Annotated in this window: 11 protein-coding genes; 9 read left to right on the top strand and 2 right to left on the bottom strand. The window is 66.0% G+C overall.

Annotated features, from left to right (window positions below; translation table 11 throughout):
• Positions 1-12: 12 nt before the first annotated feature.
• Positions 13-1,983: an asparagine synthase (glutamine-hydrolyzing) gene (gene asnB, locus BBTA_RS26290; protein ID WP_012045542.1), complete on the top strand. Its 1,971-nt coding sequence runs from the start codon at positions 13-15 to the stop codon at positions 1,981-1,983.
• A gap of 2 nt (positions 1,984-1,985) precedes the next feature.
• Here the strand turns inward: asnB and BBTA_RS26285 are convergent, their stop codons facing one another.
• Positions 1,986-2,948 carry a lysylphosphatidylglycerol synthase transmembrane domain-containing protein gene (locus tag BBTA_RS26285; RefSeq protein WP_012045541.1) on the bottom strand — a complete coding sequence of 321 codons (963 nt, stop codon included), beginning with the start codon at positions 2,946-2,948 and terminating at the stop codon, positions 1,986-1,988.
• Positions 2,949-3,149: 201 nt separating this feature from the next.
• Here BBTA_RS26285 and BBTA_RS26280 point away from each other — a divergent pair, with 201 nt between their 5' ends.
• The 6 genes from BBTA_RS26280 to BBTA_RS26255 all read left to right on the top strand — a co-directional run bounded on the left by BBTA_RS26280 (position 3,150) and on the right by BBTA_RS26255 (position 13,779).
• Entirely contained in the window at positions 3,150-4,433 is a 1,284-nt protein-coding gene (locus BBTA_RS26280; protein WP_012045540.1) for a nucleotide sugar dehydrogenase, read from the top strand.
• Positions 4,434-4,442: 9 nt separating this feature from the next.
• Complete coding sequence (locus BBTA_RS26275; RefSeq protein WP_012045539.1) at positions 4,443-5,459, top strand: NAD-dependent epimerase; 1,017 nt, start codon at positions 4,443-4,445, stop codon at positions 5,457-5,459.
• Between the two features lie 12 nt (positions 5,460-5,471).
• Positions 5,472-6,884 carry a mannose-1-phosphate guanylyltransferase/mannose-6-phosphate isomerase gene (locus BBTA_RS26270; RefSeq protein WP_012045538.1) on the top strand — a complete coding sequence of 471 codons (1,413 nt, stop codon included), beginning with the start codon at positions 5,472-5,474 and terminating at the stop codon, positions 6,882-6,884.
• Positions 6,885-6,954: 70 nt separating this feature from the next.
• The gene (locus BBTA_RS26265; RefSeq protein WP_012045537.1) at positions 6,955-9,174 is read left to right on the top strand and encodes a tetratricopeptide repeat protein; all 2,220 of its coding nucleotides are present in this window, start codon (positions 6,955-6,957) and stop codon (positions 9,172-9,174) included.
• Positions 9,175-9,255: 81 nt separating this feature from the next.
• On the top strand, positions 9,256-11,475 hold the full coding sequence (locus BBTA_RS26260; protein ID WP_012045536.1) for a tetratricopeptide repeat protein: 2,220 nt from the start codon (positions 9,256-9,258) through the stop codon (positions 11,473-11,475).
• 84 nt (positions 11,476-11,559) lie between these two features.
• On the top strand, positions 11,560-13,779 hold the full coding sequence (locus BBTA_RS26255; RefSeq protein ID WP_012045535.1) for a tetratricopeptide repeat protein: 2,220 nt from the start codon (positions 11,560-11,562) through the stop codon (positions 13,777-13,779).
• Between the two features lie 15 nt (positions 13,780-13,794).
• Here BBTA_RS26255 and BBTA_RS26250 read toward each other — a convergent pair whose 3' ends face one another.
• The gene (locus BBTA_RS26250) at positions 13,795-14,505 is read right to left on the bottom strand and encodes a thioredoxin family protein (protein ID WP_012045534.1); all 711 of its coding nucleotides are present in this window, start codon (positions 14,503-14,505) and stop codon (positions 13,795-13,797) included.
• A 359-nt stretch (positions 14,506-14,864) separates the two neighbouring features.
• Between BBTA_RS26250 and BBTA_RS26245 the strand changes: the two genes are divergently transcribed.
• Positions 14,865-15,872 carry a Gfo/Idh/MocA family protein gene (locus BBTA_RS26245; protein ID WP_012045533.1) on the top strand — a complete coding sequence of 336 codons (1,008 nt, stop codon included), beginning with the start codon at positions 14,865-14,867 and terminating at the stop codon, positions 15,870-15,872.
• 55 nt (positions 15,873-15,927) lie between these two features.
• Positions 15,928-17,079: a DegT/DnrJ/EryC1/StrS aminotransferase family protein gene (locus BBTA_RS26240; protein ID WP_012045532.1), complete on the top strand. Its 1,152-nt coding sequence runs from the start codon at positions 15,928-15,930 to the stop codon at positions 17,077-17,079.
• The last annotated feature ends 506 nt before the right edge of the window (positions 17,080-17,585 follow it).

Here is a 17,585-nt window from a genome sequence, read left to right as displayed (position 1 = left end):
TGAGGGCGCGTCATGTGCGGCATAGCCGGCCTGTTCAGACCGGGAGGGGCGGACGACAGCGCGCTGGCCGGGATTGTCGGGCGGATGACAGCCGCGCTGGCGCATCGCGGTCCCGATGCGTCCGGCAGCTGGGTCAGCGGCCGGCAGGGCATTGCGTTGGGACAGCGGCGCCTTGCGATTCTCGATCTGTCGGAGGCCGGCGCGCAGCCGATGCACAGTGCTTGCGGCCGCTATACGATCACCTTCAACGGCGAAATCTACAATCATCTCGATCTGCGTGCCGAGCTCGAGGACGCCGCCGCCGCGCCGAACTGGCGTGGCCATTCCGACACCGAAACGCTGCTCGCCGCCATCAGACAATGGGGTCTCGTCCCGGCGCTGCAGCGCCTGATCGGGATGTTTGCCTTCGCGTTGTGGGACGCTGAAACGAGGCAGCTGATCCTGGCGCGGGATCGGTTCGGCGAGAAGCCGCTGTTCTATGGCTGGAGCGGCGCCGACCTGGTGTTCGGCTCCGAGCTCAAGGCGCTCGCGGCCCATCCCGGATGGGCACCGTCGCTAGATCGGGCCGCGCTCACCGATTTCATGCGCTATTCTTACGTGCCGGCGCCGGCTACCATCTGGCGCGACGTGCGCAAATTGCCACCCGCTTCTTTCGTTGCCTTCGTCGCCGACGCTGGACCTGGGACGTCGCCCACCGCGCAATCCTATTGGTCGCTGCGTGATACCGTCGTCGCCGCCCAAGGTGATCGGATCAGCGGCGAAAGCGAGGCGATCGCGCGGCTGGAGCAGCTGTTGTCGACGGCGGTGAAGCGGCAGTGCCTGTCGGATGTGCCGCTCGGCGCCTTCCTGTCCGGCGGCGTCGACTCCTCGACCATCGTGGCGCTGATGCAGGCGCAGGCGAGCCAGCCCGTTCGCACCTTCAGCATCGGCTTTGCCGAGGGCGGTTACAACGAGGCCGAGGACGCGCGCAAAGTCGCGCAGCATCTCGGCACCGATCATACCGAGCTCTATGTTGATGCGCGGACCGCGATGGAGGTGGTGCCGAAGCTGCCGCGGATTTACGACGAGCCGTTCGCCGATTCCTCGCAGATCCCGACCCATCTTGTGGCGCAGCTGGCGCGCCGGCACGTCACCGTCGCGCTGTCGGGCGATGCGGGTGACGAGCTGTTCGGCGGCTACAACAGGCATGTCTGGGGTAGCGCGCTGCAGGCGCGTCTCGGTCGCGTGCCGATGCCGTTGCGGCGGGCGATCGGAGCCGCGCTCGGCGCCATCGCTCCGGAGCCGGCCGATACGCTGCTCAATATGTTGCAGCCGGTGTTGCCCGCCCGGCTCAGGGTCCGGCATGCTGGTGATCAGGTCGCCAAGCTCGCCCGCATCGTCGCCGCCGACGGCTTCGATGGCCTGTATCGGACGCTGTGCTCGATCGACCAGGATCCGCGCGCGACGGTCGTCGCGGGCGAGGAGCGGGCGAGCTGGGCTGCGAGCGAGATGAAACAGCTGAGGGGGCAGATAAGCCTGCTCGATCGCATGACGCTGGCGGATTCCCTGAGCTATCTGAGCGATGACATCCTGCAGAAGGTGGATCGTGCCGCGATGGCCGTGGCATTGGAGACGCGCGTGCCCTTCCTCGACAGGGATGTCGTCGAATTCTCGACCCGGGTGCCTGCGAGCATGAAGGTCCGCGACGGTCGTGGCAAATGGCTCGTCCGACAGGTCCTGTATCGCCATGTTCCTGCTGACATGATCGACCGGCCGAAGACCGGTTTCAGCATTCCGCTCGATGCCTGGCTGCGCGGGCCGCTGAAATCATGGGCCGGCGATTTGCTGTCACCCGCACGACTGAAGCGGCAGGGCCTGTTCGCTCCCACGCGCGTGACGCGCATGTTCGAAGAGCATCTCAGCCGCCGTCACAATCATGCGTACTGGCTCTGGAACGTGCTGATGGCCGAGGCCTGGTACGACGAATGGGGCCGCGCCGGATAGCCTTACTCTTCGACGGTCGCCGGAACGGTCAGGCTGCCCGCGCCTTTTTCGGCGCTGAGAATCCACACCAGGCCGCCCATGCCGCCGACGATGAAATAGACCGCGCCGAACAGGATCGAGACCACCGTGCCGTCGGCCGGCGCGAGGCCGGCATAGCCGAAGGCCACCATCATGGTCGCCTCGCGTACGCCCCAGCCGGCGATCGAGATCGGCAGCATGGTGATGAGCATGATCGGTGGCGTCAGCAGGAATAGTTGTTCGAAGGCAGCCGGGGCTGCGATCGAGCGCACGGCGCACCATGCGATCACGACGGCGAGCACATGGATCGAGAGCGACAGGACTGCGATCTTGGCGGCCGTCGTCCTGCCCAGGATCACCTTCCTTGCGATCACCGAGCAGGCATAGACGTGCCGGGTCGGCCACCACGCCTTCATCCACGCGGCTGGCAGATAGCCGATCGTGAGAAAGCCGACGCCGGCAGCCAGCGCGGCCGCATCGACCAGCACCAGGGCCAACCGTCCCTTGTCGTCGGCGATCATGCCATAGCTCCACGGCAGGCTCGCCACGATGATGAGGGCCAGGGCGATGAAGCCGACTGCGCGATCGGTCAGGATCGAGTAGCTGGCGGCACGCCAGCCGGCACCGGTCCGGCCGATCAGCCACAGGCGCACGGCATCGCCGCCGATGGAGGAGGGCAGGGTCTGATTGAAGAATGCCCCGATCATGTTGTAGCGGAATGCCTGCAAATCCGTCAGCGGCGCGCCGCACAGCGCTGAAATCTCCCGCCATCGCAGCGCGCCGATGAAGATCTGGAACAGCGTGATGCCGACCGCCAGCACGATCCAGCCGATGTTGATCTGGCTGAGCCGCTCGCCGATCGCCGCGAAGTTGATCCCGCGCAGCGCGAGATAGAGCAGGGCGAGCGACACCACGATCCGGAGGAGGAGAATGAGAATCGCACGCATGCCGGCTCGGCTTCGCTGTCTGGTTTGAAAACGGCCCAAGCCGAGTGCGAGACGCGCAACTCCCCGTCCTGGCAAGGTGACCGGACCTCGGTGGGGAGCCGAGCCGTGATGGCGGCGCCCCCTTGCGGTCCATGAGCCCCGGTGGCTAAACAGTCGCAGGGGTGGCGTCAATGGCCTCCGAAACGACCGGAATATCAATTTATGTCTCATGGCCGGAAGATCGCGGTGATAGGCCTTGGTTACGTCGGCCTGCCGGTTGCCGCAGCGTTTGCACGCGCAGGCGGCCCCGTCCTTGGGTTTGACATCGATGCCAAGCGGGTCGCCGAACTGAGGGATGGGCAGGACCGGACCTGTGAGGTCGATGCCGCCGATCTCCGCCATCCCGGGCTGCGCTTCACCAGCGACCCGGCAGATCTCGGCTCTGCCGATTTTTTCATCGTCACGGTTCCGACCCCGATCGACAGCGCGCGGCGGCCGGATCTCGGCGCCATGCTCGCCGCCACCCGAAGCGTGGCCGCCGTGCTGAAGCGGGGCGACATCGTGGTCTATGAATCGACCGTCTATCCAGGTGCCGTCGAGGAAGACTGCGTGCCGCTGCTGGAAAGCGGCTCGGCGCTCAAGGCCGGGACCGATTTCAATGTCGGCTATTCGCCGGAGCGCATCAATCCTGGTGACAAGACCCATCGCTTCGAGACGATCACCAAGGTGGTGTCGGCGCAGAACCCGCACACCCTGCAAATTGTCGCGGAGGTCTACGGATCGGTCGTCATCGCCGGGATTCATCGCGCCCCCTCGATCAAGGTGGCGGAGGCGGCCAAGGTCATCGAGAACACGCAGCGCGATCTCAACATCGCCTTCATGAACGAACTGTCGCTGATCTTCCAGGCATTGGAGATCGATACCGGCGACGTCCTCGCGGCGGCCGGCACCAAATGGAACTTCTTGCCGTTCTCGCCCGGACTGGTGGGCGGGCACTGCATCGGTGTCGATCCCTATTACCTGACGTATCGCGCCGAAAAGGCCGGGTATCATCCCGAAGTCATCCTCGCCGGACGTCGCATCAACGATGAGATGGGCCGTCGCATCGCGCGGGAATGTATCCGTGGGCTGCTGAAGCGCAGAGGGCGAAGCGGCGTCGTCACCATTCTCGGCATGACGTTCAAGGAGAACGTGCCGGACATCCGCAATTCGCGTGTGATCGACATTGTCCGCGAACTGCAGTCGTTCGGTGTCGAGGTGCAGGTCGCCGACCCTCTCGCCGATGCAGCGGCGGTGCATGAGGAATACGGCATCGACCTCACCGCGTTCGCGGCGCTGCGCCCGGCCGATGCGGTCGTGCTCGCGGTGTCCCACGATCAGTTTCTGGCTGGCGGCTGGTCGTTGGTTCAGGCTCTCCTGCGCGAAGGCCATGGCCTTGTGCTCGACGTCAAGATGAAGCTCGACCGCGCGAGCAAACCCGGCGCCATCGAGCTGTGGCGGCCCTGAGAGAGCGATATGGCAGACGATCCCATCCTTGTGACCGGCGCGGCCGGCTTCATCGGCTTCCACCTGGCGCAGCGGCTGCTCGCCGAGGGGCGGCAGGTGATCGGCATCGATAACATCAACGCCTATTACGACCCGAAGCTGAAGCAGGCGCGCCTCGATCGTCTGGCCGCCCAGCCCGGCTTCATTTTCCACAAGCTCGATCTGGTCGATCGTGCCGGCGTCAAGGCGCTGTTCGCAGCCCACCATTTTCCGGCGGTTGTGCATCTCGCCGCCCAGGCGGGCGTGCGCTACTCGCTGGACAATCCGCACGCTTATGTCGATGCCAATCTCGAAGGCTTCATCAACATCCTTGAGGGCTGCCGGCATCACGGCTGCGCGCACCTGCTGTTCGCCTCGTCCTCGTCGGTCTATGGCGCCAACACCAAGCTACCGTTCTCGGTGAAGGACAATGTCGACCATCCGATCAGCCTCTATGCGGCGAGCAAGAAGGCCAACGAGCTGATGGCGCATTCCTACAGTCATCTGTATCGGCTGCCGGCGACGGGCCTGCGCTTCTTCACCGTCTACGGGCCCTGGGGGCGGCCGGACATGGCGATGTTCATCTTCGCCAAGGCCATCCTGGCGGGCCAGCCGGTCAGACTGTTCAATCATGGCCAGATGCGGCGGGATTTTACCTATATCGACGACATTGTGCAGGCGATTCATCGCCTGATCGGCCGCCCTCCGCAGGGCAATCCGGACTGGGACGGAACCCGGCCCGACCCCTCCAGCAGCCGGGCGCCCTGGCGAATTTACAATATCGGCAACAATCACCCCGAACAGCTGATGGACGTGATAACGCTGCTGGAGAAGGAGTTTGGGCGGCCGGCGATCAAGGAGATGCTGCCGATGCAGCCGGGGGACGTCGAAGCGACCTATGCGGACGTGAGCGATCTCGAGCGCGATATCGGCTTCCGGCCGGCAACCCCGATTGCCGACGGCATCGCGCGGTTCGCGCGTTGGTATCGCGAGTATCATCAGATTTGAGGGCATCATTTCATGACCAGACGCATCATTCCTCTCATCATGTGCGGCGGCGCCGGAACCCGGCTTTGGCCGGCCTCGCGGGAAGTGCGGCCCAAGCAGTTCCTGCCGCTGTTCGGCACCCGGTCGACCTTCCAGGATACGCTGCTGCGTGTGTCGGATGCGGATCTGTTTGCCCGCCCGATCATCATCACCAATGCGGCCTATCGTTTCATGGTGCTGGAGCAACTGGCCGAGATCGGAATCGAAGCCGACGTGCTGCTGGAGCCGATGCGCCGCGACTCCGGACCCGCCATCGTCGCCGGAGCCGCCTTCGCGCAGACGCGTGATCAGGACGCGGTGGTGCTGGCGCTGGCGGCCGACCACGTCGTCCGCGACAGCGCGGCCTTCCTCGCAGCCTGCCGCGCCGGGCTGGCTGCGGCCGAGACCGGCCTCATCGTGACCTTCGGCATCAATCCCGAACGCGCCGCCACCGAATACGGCTATATAAGCCCCGGCGCGCCGGTCTCGGGAGACGTGCGGGCGGTCGCAAAGTTCGTCGAGAAGCCGGATCAGCCGACCGCCGAGCGCTACATCCGCGAGGGGTATCTCTGGAACAGCGGCAACTTCATGTTCCGGGCCGGCGTCCTGCTCGATGAGTACCGAAAATCCGATGCGGGCAGCGTGCAGACGGTCACCGATTCCGTGACCAAAGCCGGCCGCGATCTCAGCTTCATCATCCTGGAGTCCGATGCCTTTGCCGCGGCCAAGCCGATCTCGATCGACTACGCCGTGATGGAGAAGACCGAACGGGCGGCCGTGGCGCCGGTCTCCTGCGGCTGGTCGGACGTCGGCTCCTGGCATGCGGTGTGGGAGCTGTCCGACAAGGACGAGCAGGGCAATGCCGCGCGGGGGACCGCCGTGTTCGAGGATTCCCGCAACTGCAACGTGGTCACCGACAAGGCGCTGGTCGCGCTCGAAGGCGTGGACGATCTCGTCGTGGTGGCGGCGCAGGACGCGGTCCTGGTCTCGCGCCAGCGCGATGCCAACGGGCTGAAGCGGCTCGTCGCGAAGCTGAAGACGGTAGCGCCCGAGGTGACCGAGGCGCACATCAAGGTGCACCGCCCCTGGGGCAGCTATCAGTCGGTCGACAATGGCGAGCGCCACCAGGTGAAGCGTATCGTCGTCAAGCCCGGCCAGCGCCTGTCGCTGCAGCGGCACTATCACCGCTCGGAGCACTGGATCGTGGTGCGTGGAGCTGCCCGGGTCACGGTCAACGAGACGGTCAAGACCGTTCACGAAAACGAATCGATCTACATCCCGATGGGCGCGGTGCACCGCCTGGAAAATCCCGGTAAGATCCTGCTGGAGCTGATCGAGGTCCAGACCGGCTCCTATCTCGGCGAGGACGACATCATCCGCCTCGAGGACGATTACCGTCGCGAATAGGGCGCAGATCGCCTCGAATCACGCGAGCCGTGCTAGATAGCTCCCCGACGTCGTCCGCCGGAGAGCTTCCTTGCAAAGCACGATCGGATCGCGCGCGTTCCAGAACGCGCGCATGCAGAAGAAGAACCGTAAGCAGGCCGACGGCCTGCTGACGCAGGCGGTCGCAGCCTACCGCGCCGGCCGGCATGCGGACGCGCAGGCGGTCTGCGGGCAGATCCTGGCCCTTGTGCCGGATCATTTCGACGCCCTGCATCTCCTCGGCGCTTCGGCGCTCGACAATGGTCGGCTGGATCTGGCTGAGCAGGCTCTGACCCGGGCCGTCGCCGTCGAGCCGCGCAATGCCGAGGCCCAGGCGAATCTCGGCCTCGTACTCTCCAGCCTGAAACGTTACGAGGAGGCGCGCGCCGCCCAGGAGCGCGCCATCGCGCTCAAGCCGAATTTCGCCACCGCGCTGACCGGCCTCGGCAACACCCTGATGAACATGCGGCTGTTCGCGCAGGCGATCGAGGCCCACGACCGCGCCATCGCGCTCAAGCCCGATTTTGCCGATGCCTATTGCAATCGCGGCATGGCGCAACTTCTGCTCCTCCGAAACGAGGAAGCCCGCCAGAGCTTCGAGCGCGCTTTGGCGCTGGCGCCGCGGCATATGCAGGCGACTTTCGGAAAGGGGCTCGTCAGCGTCAACCTGCGGCATTTCGATCAGGCGCTCGTGGCGTTCAACGCGGCGCTTGCGCTGAAGCCGGGGGCCGCGGCCGTCATCGCCCAGCGAGGGCGCCTCTACGTCCAGATGGGGCGGTTCAAGGAGGCCGAAACCGATTTCGACACGGCCCTGACCGCCGAGCCGATGCTGGAAGCCGCGCTGCTCGGCAAGGCCCATGTGTGCGTGCTCACCGACCGGATCGCGCCGGCCATGGCGGCGTGCAAACGGGTGCTGGAGCATAATCCGGCCTCGGAGATCGCGCTGGCCTGGCTCGGCGCCTGCTTTGCCAGGCAGGGCGATACGGCCGCGGCCATTCAGCATTTCGACCGCGCGCTGGAGATCAAGCCGGATTTCGATGACGCGATCCTCAAGAAGATCTTCGCGCTCGATTTCTATCCCGAGGCCGATGTCGCCATCCACCAGGCCGCCAGGCGCGAATGGTGGGAGCGTATCGGCGCGCCTATTCCGCGACGTCAGCTCGCGGCTGTCGACCGCGATGCCGATCGTCGCGTCACGGTCGGTTACGTGTCGTCGGATTTTCGCAGCCATTCGGCCGCGCTGACCTTCCTGCCGGTGCTCCGGCATCACGATCACACAGCCTTCCGGGTCATCTGCTATTCCTGCTCGCCGCTGGTGGATTCCGTGACGGAGCAGTGCAAGGCCGCGGCTGATGGTTGGGTCGATGCTTGGCAGCTGTCGGATGATGAGCTCGCCGATCGAATCCAGGCGGATCAGGTCGATATTCTGGTCGACCTCTCCGGGCATTCGGCCGGCAACCGCCTCGCCGTGTTCGCGCGCAAGCCGGCGCCGATCCAGGTCACGGCCTGGGGGAACGCGACGGGGACCGGTCTGCCGACCATGGACTACTTCTTCGCCGATCCGGTCACCGTGCCCCCAGCCGTTCGGCCGCTGTTCGCCGAAGAGGTCTATGACCTGCCGGCGCTGATCACGACCGATCCGCTGCCCGGCGCTGAACCGACGCCGCTGCCGATGCTTCGCAACGGCCATGTCACCTTCGGCGTCTTCAACCGGATCGACAAGATTTCGGCCCAGGTCCTCAAGGTCTGGGCAACGCTGCTGCAGGCGCTCCCGTCGGCTCGTGTCGTGATAAAGAACGGTGCGCTCGACGACGCCTTCCTGCGTGACGGCCTGATCGCGCGCTTCGTGGCGCATGGCATCGACGAGAGCCGGCTGACGTGTCTCGGCTCGTCGATGCGGCAGGAGCACATTGCGGCCTTTGCCGACATCGACATGTCGCTGGACCCGTTCCCGCAGAATGGCGGTGTGAGCACCTGGGAGTCGCTGCAGGCCGGGGTGCCCGTGGTGGCCAAGCTGGGCAACAGCTCGGCCTCCCGCGCCGGCGGCGCGATCATCAAGGCGATCGGGCTCGATGAGTGGGTCGCCGAGGACGATGATGGCTATGTCGCGATTGCCATCAAATATGCCGGCCAGCCCGCTGAACTGGCCAGGCTGCGTGCCGAGCTGCCGGCGCGGGTCGCGAACTCTCCGGCCGGCGACGTCAAGACCTACACGCGCAAGGTCGAGGAGGGCTACCGTCAGTTCTGGCGTCGGTATTGCGCCGCCGGCTAGCGCGGTTTCGGGCGGCATCAGGCGATCCGCAAATGCACTAATCTGCTGCGTAGATCTATGCGTCACCTCGGGAGACCGCCTTTGGCAAGCGACGTCGGTTCACGCGCGTTCCAGAATGCGAGGCTGCAGAAGAAGCACCGCAAGCAGGCCGATGCGCTCATGCCGCAGGCTGTCGCCGCCTATCGCAGCGGTCGCCGCGCCGAGGCCCAGGCGATCTGCGGACAAATTCTCGCATTGCTTCCTGATCATGTCGATGCGCTGCATCTCCTCGGCGTCACGGCTCTCGATGGCGGCCAACTGGATCTGGCCGAGCAGGCGCTGGCGAAGGCGGTGGAGGTCGATCCGCGTCACGCCGAGGCGCTGTCCAATCTCGGCCTCGCCCTGTTCAGCCGCAAGCGCTTCGAGGAGGCGCGGAAGTGCCAGGAGCGGGCGGTCACGCTGAAACCCAACCTTGTGGTCGCGCAGACCGGCCTCGGCAATACGCTGATGCGCCTCGGCCGTCCCGATGAAGCCGTCGCGGCGCACGACCGCGCGATTGCGCTGAAGCCGGACTACGCGGACGCCTATTGCAATCGCGGCATGGCGCTGCTCACCCTCAACCGCAATGCCGAGGCCAATCAGAGCTTCGACCGCGCGCTGTCGCTCAATCCGCGCCATATGGAGGCGATGTTCGGCAAGGGCCTCGCCAGCGTCAATCTGCGCCACTTTGCCGACGCGCTCGCGGCGTTCGATGCCGCCCTGGCCTTGAAGCCCAATGCCGCGCAGGTGCTGGCGCAGCGCGGCCGGCTGCATCAGACCGCCGGACGTTTCGACCAGGCGCGGGCGGATTTCGCGGCTGCGCTGGCCCATGATCCGATGCTGGAAATGGCGCTGCTCGGCTCGGCGCAGCTCGGCCATTTCAGCAATGTCGCGCAGTCGATCGATGCCTGCCGCAGGGTGCTGGAGCAGAACCCGTTGTCCGAGGATGCCTGGCTGTGGCTCGGCGTCTGCTGCGGCAAGCAGGGCGAGGTCGCTGCCGCCGTCGCGCATTTCGATCGCGCGCTCGAGATCCGGCCCGATTTCGCCGAGGCGATGACCGCAAAGATCTTCACGCTCGAATTCATGCCCGATGCCGATTTCGAACTGCATCAGGCCGTCAGGCGCGAGTGGTGGCAGCGGATCGGCAGCCGCATCCCGCGGCGGGCCTTGCCGCCGCGCGACCTCGATCCGGAGCGGCGTCTCACCATCGGCTATGTCTCGTCGGATTTCCGCAATCATTCCGCGGCGCTGACCTTCCTGCCGGTGCTGAAGCATGCCAACCGCCAGGATGTCCGGATCTGCTGCTACGCCTGCTCGCCGGTGCAGGACGCGGTGACGGCGCAGTTCCGCGCCTGCGCCGATGTCTGGGTGGATGCCTCGCAGATGTCCGACGACGAGCTCGCCGATCGAATCGAGGCGGATGCGGTCGATATCCTCGTCGATCTCTCCGGCCATTCCGCGGGCAACCGACTGCCGTTGTTTGCGCGCAAGCCCGCTCCGGTTCAGGTCTCCGCCTGGGGCAGCGGCACCGGCACCGGCCTGCCGACGATCGACTATTTCTTCGCCGATCCGGTCACGGTGCCGATGGCTGCGCGGCCCTTGTTCGCGGAGCAGGTCCACGACCTGCCTGCCGTGATCACCACCGAGGCGCTGCCTTGCATCGCGCCGACGCCGCTGCCGATGCTGCAGAACGGGCATGTGACCTTCGGCGTCTTCAATCGCCTGGACAAGATCTCCGATCCGGTGCTCCTGGTCTGGACCCGCCTGATGCGGCAGCTGCCGGACTCCCGGATCGTGATCAAGAGCGGTTCGCTCGACGATCCGCTGTTGCGCGATCGGTTGCTGGCGCGCTTCGCCGCTCAAGGCGTCAGCCAGGACCGCATCACCTGTCTCGGCTGGTCGACGCGCGAGCTGCAGATCGCGCAATTCGCCCAGGTCGACATTTCGCTCGATCCGTTCCCGCAGAACGGCGGCGTCAGCACCTGGGAATCCTTGCAGGCCGGCGTGCCGGTGATCGCCTTGCTCGGGCGCAGCGCCGCCTCGCGCGCCGCCGCAGCGATCGTCACGGCGGTCGGGCTTGAGGACTGGGTTGCGGAGGACGACGACGGCTACATCGCGATGGCCATCAAGCATGCGAGCCGGCCCGATGTGCTGGCGAGGCTGCGTGCCGAGCTGCCGGGGATGGTTGCCAATTCGGCGGCCGGCAATGTCGAGACCTATGCGCGCAAGGTCGAAGAGGGCTATCGCCTGTTCTGGCGCCGGTTCTGCGTGGCCGCAGGATGAAGGTGGCCTGTCCGGCACGGTGCGATGCCGGGGACAAGTTGGTTCGCGTATCCAGTTCTTGACGTCACGCCGGGAGGTCATCATTTGGCCAGCAATGTCGGGTCTCGCGCGTTTCAGAATGCGCGGCTGCAGAAGAAGCATCGCAAGCAGGTCGACGAGCTGCTGCCGCGGGCCGTCGCGGCCTATCGCGCCGGCCGCCCAGCCGAGGCGCAGGCGATCTGCGGACAGATCCTGGCGCTCTTGCCCGAGCATTTCGATGCGTTGCATCTGCTCGGCGTCGTCGCCCTCGACAGCGGCCAGCTCGATATGGCCGAGCAGGCTCTGACCAAGGCGGTCGAGGCTGAGCCGCGCCATGCCGAGGCGCTTTCCAATCTCGGCCTCGCGCTGTTCAACCGCAAGCGCTACGAGGAGGCGCGCAAATGCCAGGAGCTGGCGGTCGCGCTGAAGCCCAATCTCGTGGTCGCGCTCACCGGCCTCGGCAACACGCTGATGCGCCTGGGACGGCCGGAGGAGGCCATCGTTGCCCATGATCGGGCGATCGCCCTGAAGCCGGACTATGCCGACGCCTATTGCAATCGCGGCATGGCGCTGCTTCCGCTCAATCGCAATGCCGAGGCCAATCAGAATTTCGATCGCGCGCTGTCGCTCAATCCGCGCCACATGGAGGCGATGTTCGGCAAGGGGCTGGCCAGCATCATTCTGCGTCACTTCGACGATGCGCTGGCGGCGTTCGATGCCGCGTTGGCGATCAGGCCCAGAGCCGCGCAGGTGCTGGCGCAGCGCGGCCGGCTGCACCAGCAGGCCGGGCGGTTCGATCCGGCGATGGCGGATTTCCAGGCGGCGCTGTCGATCGATCCCCGCCAGGAGGTGGCGCTGCTCGGCTTTGCCCAGCTCAGCGTGATCAGGGACAATGTCGCGCCGGCGATGGACGCTTGCCGCAAGGTGCTGGAGCAGAATCCGGCCTCCGAAGTCGCCTGGACCTGGCTCGGCGAATGCTTTGCCAAGCAGGGCGACCTCACGACGGCCTTGCAGCACTTCGAGCGCGCGCTCGAGCTCAAGCCCGATTTTGGCGATGCGATCACCGCCAAGATTTTCCTGCTCGACTTCATGCCGGAGACCGATTTCGTCCAGCATCAGGCCGTGAGGCGGCAATGGTGGAGCCGGATCGGTGCCCAGATCGCGCGCCGGCCGCCGCCGCTGCGCGACCGCGATCCCGAACGGCGGCTGACCATCGGCTATGTCTCGGCGGATTTCAGGACGCATTCGGCCGCCTTGGTGTTCCTGCCGGTGCTGCGCCATCATGACCACCAGGCCTTCAAGGTCGCCTGCTATTCCTGCTCGCCGCTGCAGGACGTGATGACGGCGCAATGCCGCGCAGCCGCCGATCTGTGGGTCGATGCCTGGCAGATGTCCGACGAGGAGCTGGCTGACCGCATCGAAGCAGACGGCGTCGACATCCTCGTCGACCTCTCCGGCCATTCCGCCGGCAACCGCCTGCCGGTGTTCGCGCGCAAGCCGGCGCCGGTCCAGGTCACGGCCTGGGGCAGCGGCACCGGCACCGGCCTGCCGACCATGGACTATTTCTTCGCCGATCCGGTGACGGTGCCCGAGGCGGTACGCCCACTGTTTGCCGAGCAGGTCTACGATCTGCCGGCCGTCATCACCACCGATCCGCTGCAGGGATGGCAGCCGACATCGCTGCCGATGCTGCGCAACGGCTACGTCACCTTCGGTGTCTTCAATCGCATCGACAAGATCTCGGAGCCCGCGCTCGCGCTCTGGTCGCGGCTGATGGCCGCGTTGCCGGACGCGCGGATCGTCATCAAGAACGGAGCGCTGCAGGACCCGTTGCTGCGCGATGGCCTGGTCGCCCGCTTCGTGGCGCATGGCATCGCGCAGGATCGCATCACCTGCCTCGGCCTGTCGACGCGCGACCAGCACATCGCGCAGTTCGCCGCGATCGATATGTCGCTCGATCCGTTTCCGCAGAATGGCGGCGTCAGCACCTGGGAAACGCTGCAGGCCGGCGTGCCCGTGGTCGCCAAGCTCGGCCGCGGTGCGGCGGGGCGGGCGGCTGCCGGCATCATCACGGCAGTGGGGCTGCATGATTGGGTGGCCGAGGATGATGACGGCTACATCGCGATCGCCTTGGCGCATGCGGGCCGGCCGGCCGACTTGGCGAAGCTGCGCACGGAGCTCCCGTCGATGGTCGCGAGCTCCGCCGCCGGCAATGTCGAAACCTACACCCGCCGCGTCGAGGAGGGCTATCGCCTGTTCTGGCGCCGCTACTGCGCCTCTGGCTGAACAGGCCGGCGTCCATCACAGCCGCGCGGCCCCGACGATGCGTCCGTCTGCGGTTTCGAGAAGCACGGCCGCATCCTCGCCCTCCGGCAGTGGCGCGACGAGACGCAGCGCGGTGCCGGTCCACTCGCCGAGGGCGCGGACCGAGCGGACCACGTTCAGCTCCTCGAGCGTGCGGCCGTCATTCTCTCCGCGCCGGATCGCCGTCTCATGCCGGTGATCGAATCCGACCAGCACGACGCGTCCGCGTCCTTCTCCGCCGCCGACCTCCACCGTGAGCGTCTCGCCGCTGCGCGCGAGCTTGACGATGGCCGCGGAGGACGCTTGGCCGCGTGCGCGGTCGATCGCCGGTCCGATCTCGGCCCTGTTGGAGCCGACATGGCTGCTGAGGCCGTCGACGACGATCTCTGGCGTGTAGGAGCCGTCGCCGAAACGGCTGCCATAGCGGGCCTGGCGATCGGTGGCGGCTGCAAGCGAGAATGGATCCTTCCAGCCGAGCCGATCCCAATAAGTGACGTGAAAGGCGAGCGGCAGCACGTCGCGTCGCTGCCGCACCATCTCGTTGAGATAGGCATTCGCCGGCGGGCAGGAGGAGCAGCCTTGCGAGGTGAAGAGTTCGATCACCACGGGCCGGTCCACGGCTGCGGCCGAGGGCGCCCAAGGGGCAAAAGCCGCCAGCATCACGGCGAGGTGAGCGATGTGGCGGAACGAGACGAGGCTTCGGACCATGGGCGTTCTCCAGCGATTGGGTCTCAGCTCCTTCGCTCGCCGCGCCATCGTGTTACCTCCTCACGCGAGCTACACGCAGCTGTGACAACAGCTCACGCGTTGCAGCGGCTCCCTGCATCGCGGCGTGAGGAGCGGCCTGCCGTACGCGAAGTCCGCCCCGCAGCTCGTTCAAAACACACCGTTTTTTCCCGGTGTCGAATGTAACTTTCTGAATCAAATCGTGTCCTGAAAGAGGTTTCCGCATTCGCCTCGCTTGAGGCGACATGCTAGGAGAACTGCGTCCGGCTGATTTGCAGTTCGTTAACTGTTATGGCCAGTCCGTGGCATCGCAATTCCGGAATACCGATGGGGTCGTCGATATGAGTTCCAAGGGGGCAGGCCACAAGGCCGATCTGAGGCAGGCGCTGCGAGTCGGCGTGATCGGAGCCGGCGTGATGGGCAGCAATCATGCCCGCGTGCTTGCCGGGTTGCCCGATGTGCATCTCGTCGGCGTCGTCGATCCGCTTCCTGCCCATCGCAGCCGTGTCACCGAGCTCGCGAACTGTCCCACATTCGAGACCCTCGACCAGCTCGTCGCCGAGGGAGTCGACGCGGTCACCGTGGCGGCTCCGACCCATCTGCATCACGAACTCGCGCTCGCTTGCATTGCGCGTAAGGTGCATCTGATGGTTGAGAAGCCGATCGCCTCCACCGTGGAGGAGGGCAAGGAGATCGTCACGGCCGCGCATCGCGCCGGCGTCACCTTGATGATCGGCCATGTCGAGCGCTTCAATCCGGCGGTCGCCGCGATCAAGAAGGCGATCGCGGGCGAAGACCTCCTGTCCATCGCGATCACCCGCGTCGGCCCGTTCCCGCCGCGCATGTCGAATGTCGGCGTCGTCATCGATCTCGCCGTGCACGACATCGACCTGATCCGCTGGTTCACCGAATCCGACATTGTCGAGGTGCAGCCGCAGCTGTCGAGCGCGGTGGCCGAACGCGAGGACATCGCGCTCCTGCAGTTCCGCACCGCCTCCGGCGTGCTCGCCCACATCAACACCAACTGGCTGACGCCGTTCAAGGCGCGCAACGTCACGGTGGCGACGCGCGGCAAATATATCATGGGCGATCTCCTGACCCGCCAGGTCACCGAGTGCTTCGGCTTCAAGCCGGACGGCAGCTACTCGATGCGGCATCTGCCGGTCGGGCATGACGAGCCGCTGCGCGCCGAACTGATCGCGTTCCTGCACGCGGTGCGCTCGGGCACCTCTCCGGCCGTCACCGGCGACGAGGGCGTCGCGAGCCTCGCCATCGCCACGCAGTGCCTGGAGACGTCCAGCCATCGGCCGGCCGAGGCCGCCGCCACCAAGCGTCGCGCCGCCGGCTGATCGACCCGGCTGCCGCTTCACCCATTTTTTCTTTTGCGAAACTTTGTCAGACCTCATGAACCAGCACCTGCGTCATCAGCCCATTCCGTTCATCGACACCGCCGCGCAGCGCCAGCGGCTCGGCAAATCCCTCGATGAGGCCGTCGCCCGTGTCCTGGCGCATTGCCAGTTTCTCGGTGGCCCCGAGATCATCCAGCTCGAAGCCGAGCTGGCGGCCTATTGTGGTGCCAAATATGCCGTGAGCTGCTCCAGCGGCACTGACGCGCTGCTGATGGTGCTGATGGCCCAGGGCATCGGCCCGGGCGACGCGGTGCTGTGCCCGTCCTTCACCTTCTGCGCGACCGGCGAAGCGGTCGCGCTCACGGGCGCCACGCCTGTCTTCGTCGACGTGCTGGAAGAGACCTTCAACATCGATCCGGCCTCGCTGCGGCGTGGCATCGTCACCGCGAAGCGGCTCGGCCTGAAGCCCAAGGCCGTGATCCCGGTTGATCTGTTCGGTCAAAGCGCGGACCACGACTCGGTCGCCGCAATCGCCGAGGCGGAAGGGCTGTTTGTGCTCGACGATGCCGCGCAGGGGTTTGGCGCCAGCTACAAGGGGCGCCGCATCGGCACCTTCGGGCTGGCGACCGCGACCAGCTTCTATCCGGCCAAGCCGCTCGGCTGCTTCGGCGACGGCGGCGCCATCCTCACCGACGATGCCGGCCTCTTGGAGCGCCTGCGCAGCGTCCGCGCCCATGGCGGCGGCAGCGACAAATACGACAATGTCCGTCTCGGCCTGACCGCACGGCTCGACACCATCCAGGCCGCGGTCCTGATCGAGAAGCTCAAGATTTTCGAGGACGAGATCGTCGCGCGCAACGTGGTGGCCGAGCGCTACACGGCCGCGCTGGCGGATGTCGTGAAGGTGCCGCGCCTCGCCGAGGGCTGCACCTCGGTCTGGGCGCAATACACCATCCGCCTGCCCAAGGGCGTCGACCGCGATACCTTCGCAGGTGCGCTCAAGGCGCAGGGCATTCCGACCGCGATCTATTATCCGAAGTCGATGCATCAGCAGACCGCCTACCGCATCTTCCCGAGCGCCGATGGCGGCCTGCCGGTCAGCGAGCAGCTGTCCGCCGACGTCATCAGCCTGCCGATGCACGCCTATCTCGACGAGCCCACGCAAGCCCGCATCATCGACGTCGTTCGCAGCGCATTGGCGGGTTGAAGCCTCACGCATCACTCACCTCACCCCTACGCTGCGCAGGCGGCAACGCGGTGCAGGTGATCTGCCCCGCGGCAGCCCCAATGACCATATCGTCCGTGCGAATGCAGGGACCTTTGCGCGTGATGTCTGAAAGGGGCAGGCGGTCCGATCCGCGCGCCCCATCGACTGCACGCGGGATCCCGGATCGGCGTCCGCCGACGCGTTGTGCCAGCAGGGTTGTTCCGGGTGACAGCGTCGTGTGGGAGCCGCTCTCGTGTGCCTCGTCGGCGAGGACGATCGGCATCAACTGAGCGCCCATTTCAAAATGCACAGTTGCGTCGGATTTGCAGCCGCATGGTGACTATGTAGCCATGGGATCACGCGTAAGTTGTGCGGCAACTAAAAGAAACAAGCGTACACAATAGCTTACTTCGGAATCCAATTCCCTAGTGCAACCAAGAGTCATCATTTACAAAAATTGCTCCATTCATAATAGTCCTGGCCGGCAGAAGCCCAGAGGTTAGGCG

The organism is Bradyrhizobium sp. BTAi1 (assembly GCF_000015165.1).
GTDB classification, from domain to species: Bacteria; Pseudomonadota; Alphaproteobacteria; order Rhizobiales; family Xanthobacteraceae; genus Bradyrhizobium; species Bradyrhizobium denitrificans.
This window is presented reverse-complemented; position numbering and strand designations above follow the sequence as displayed.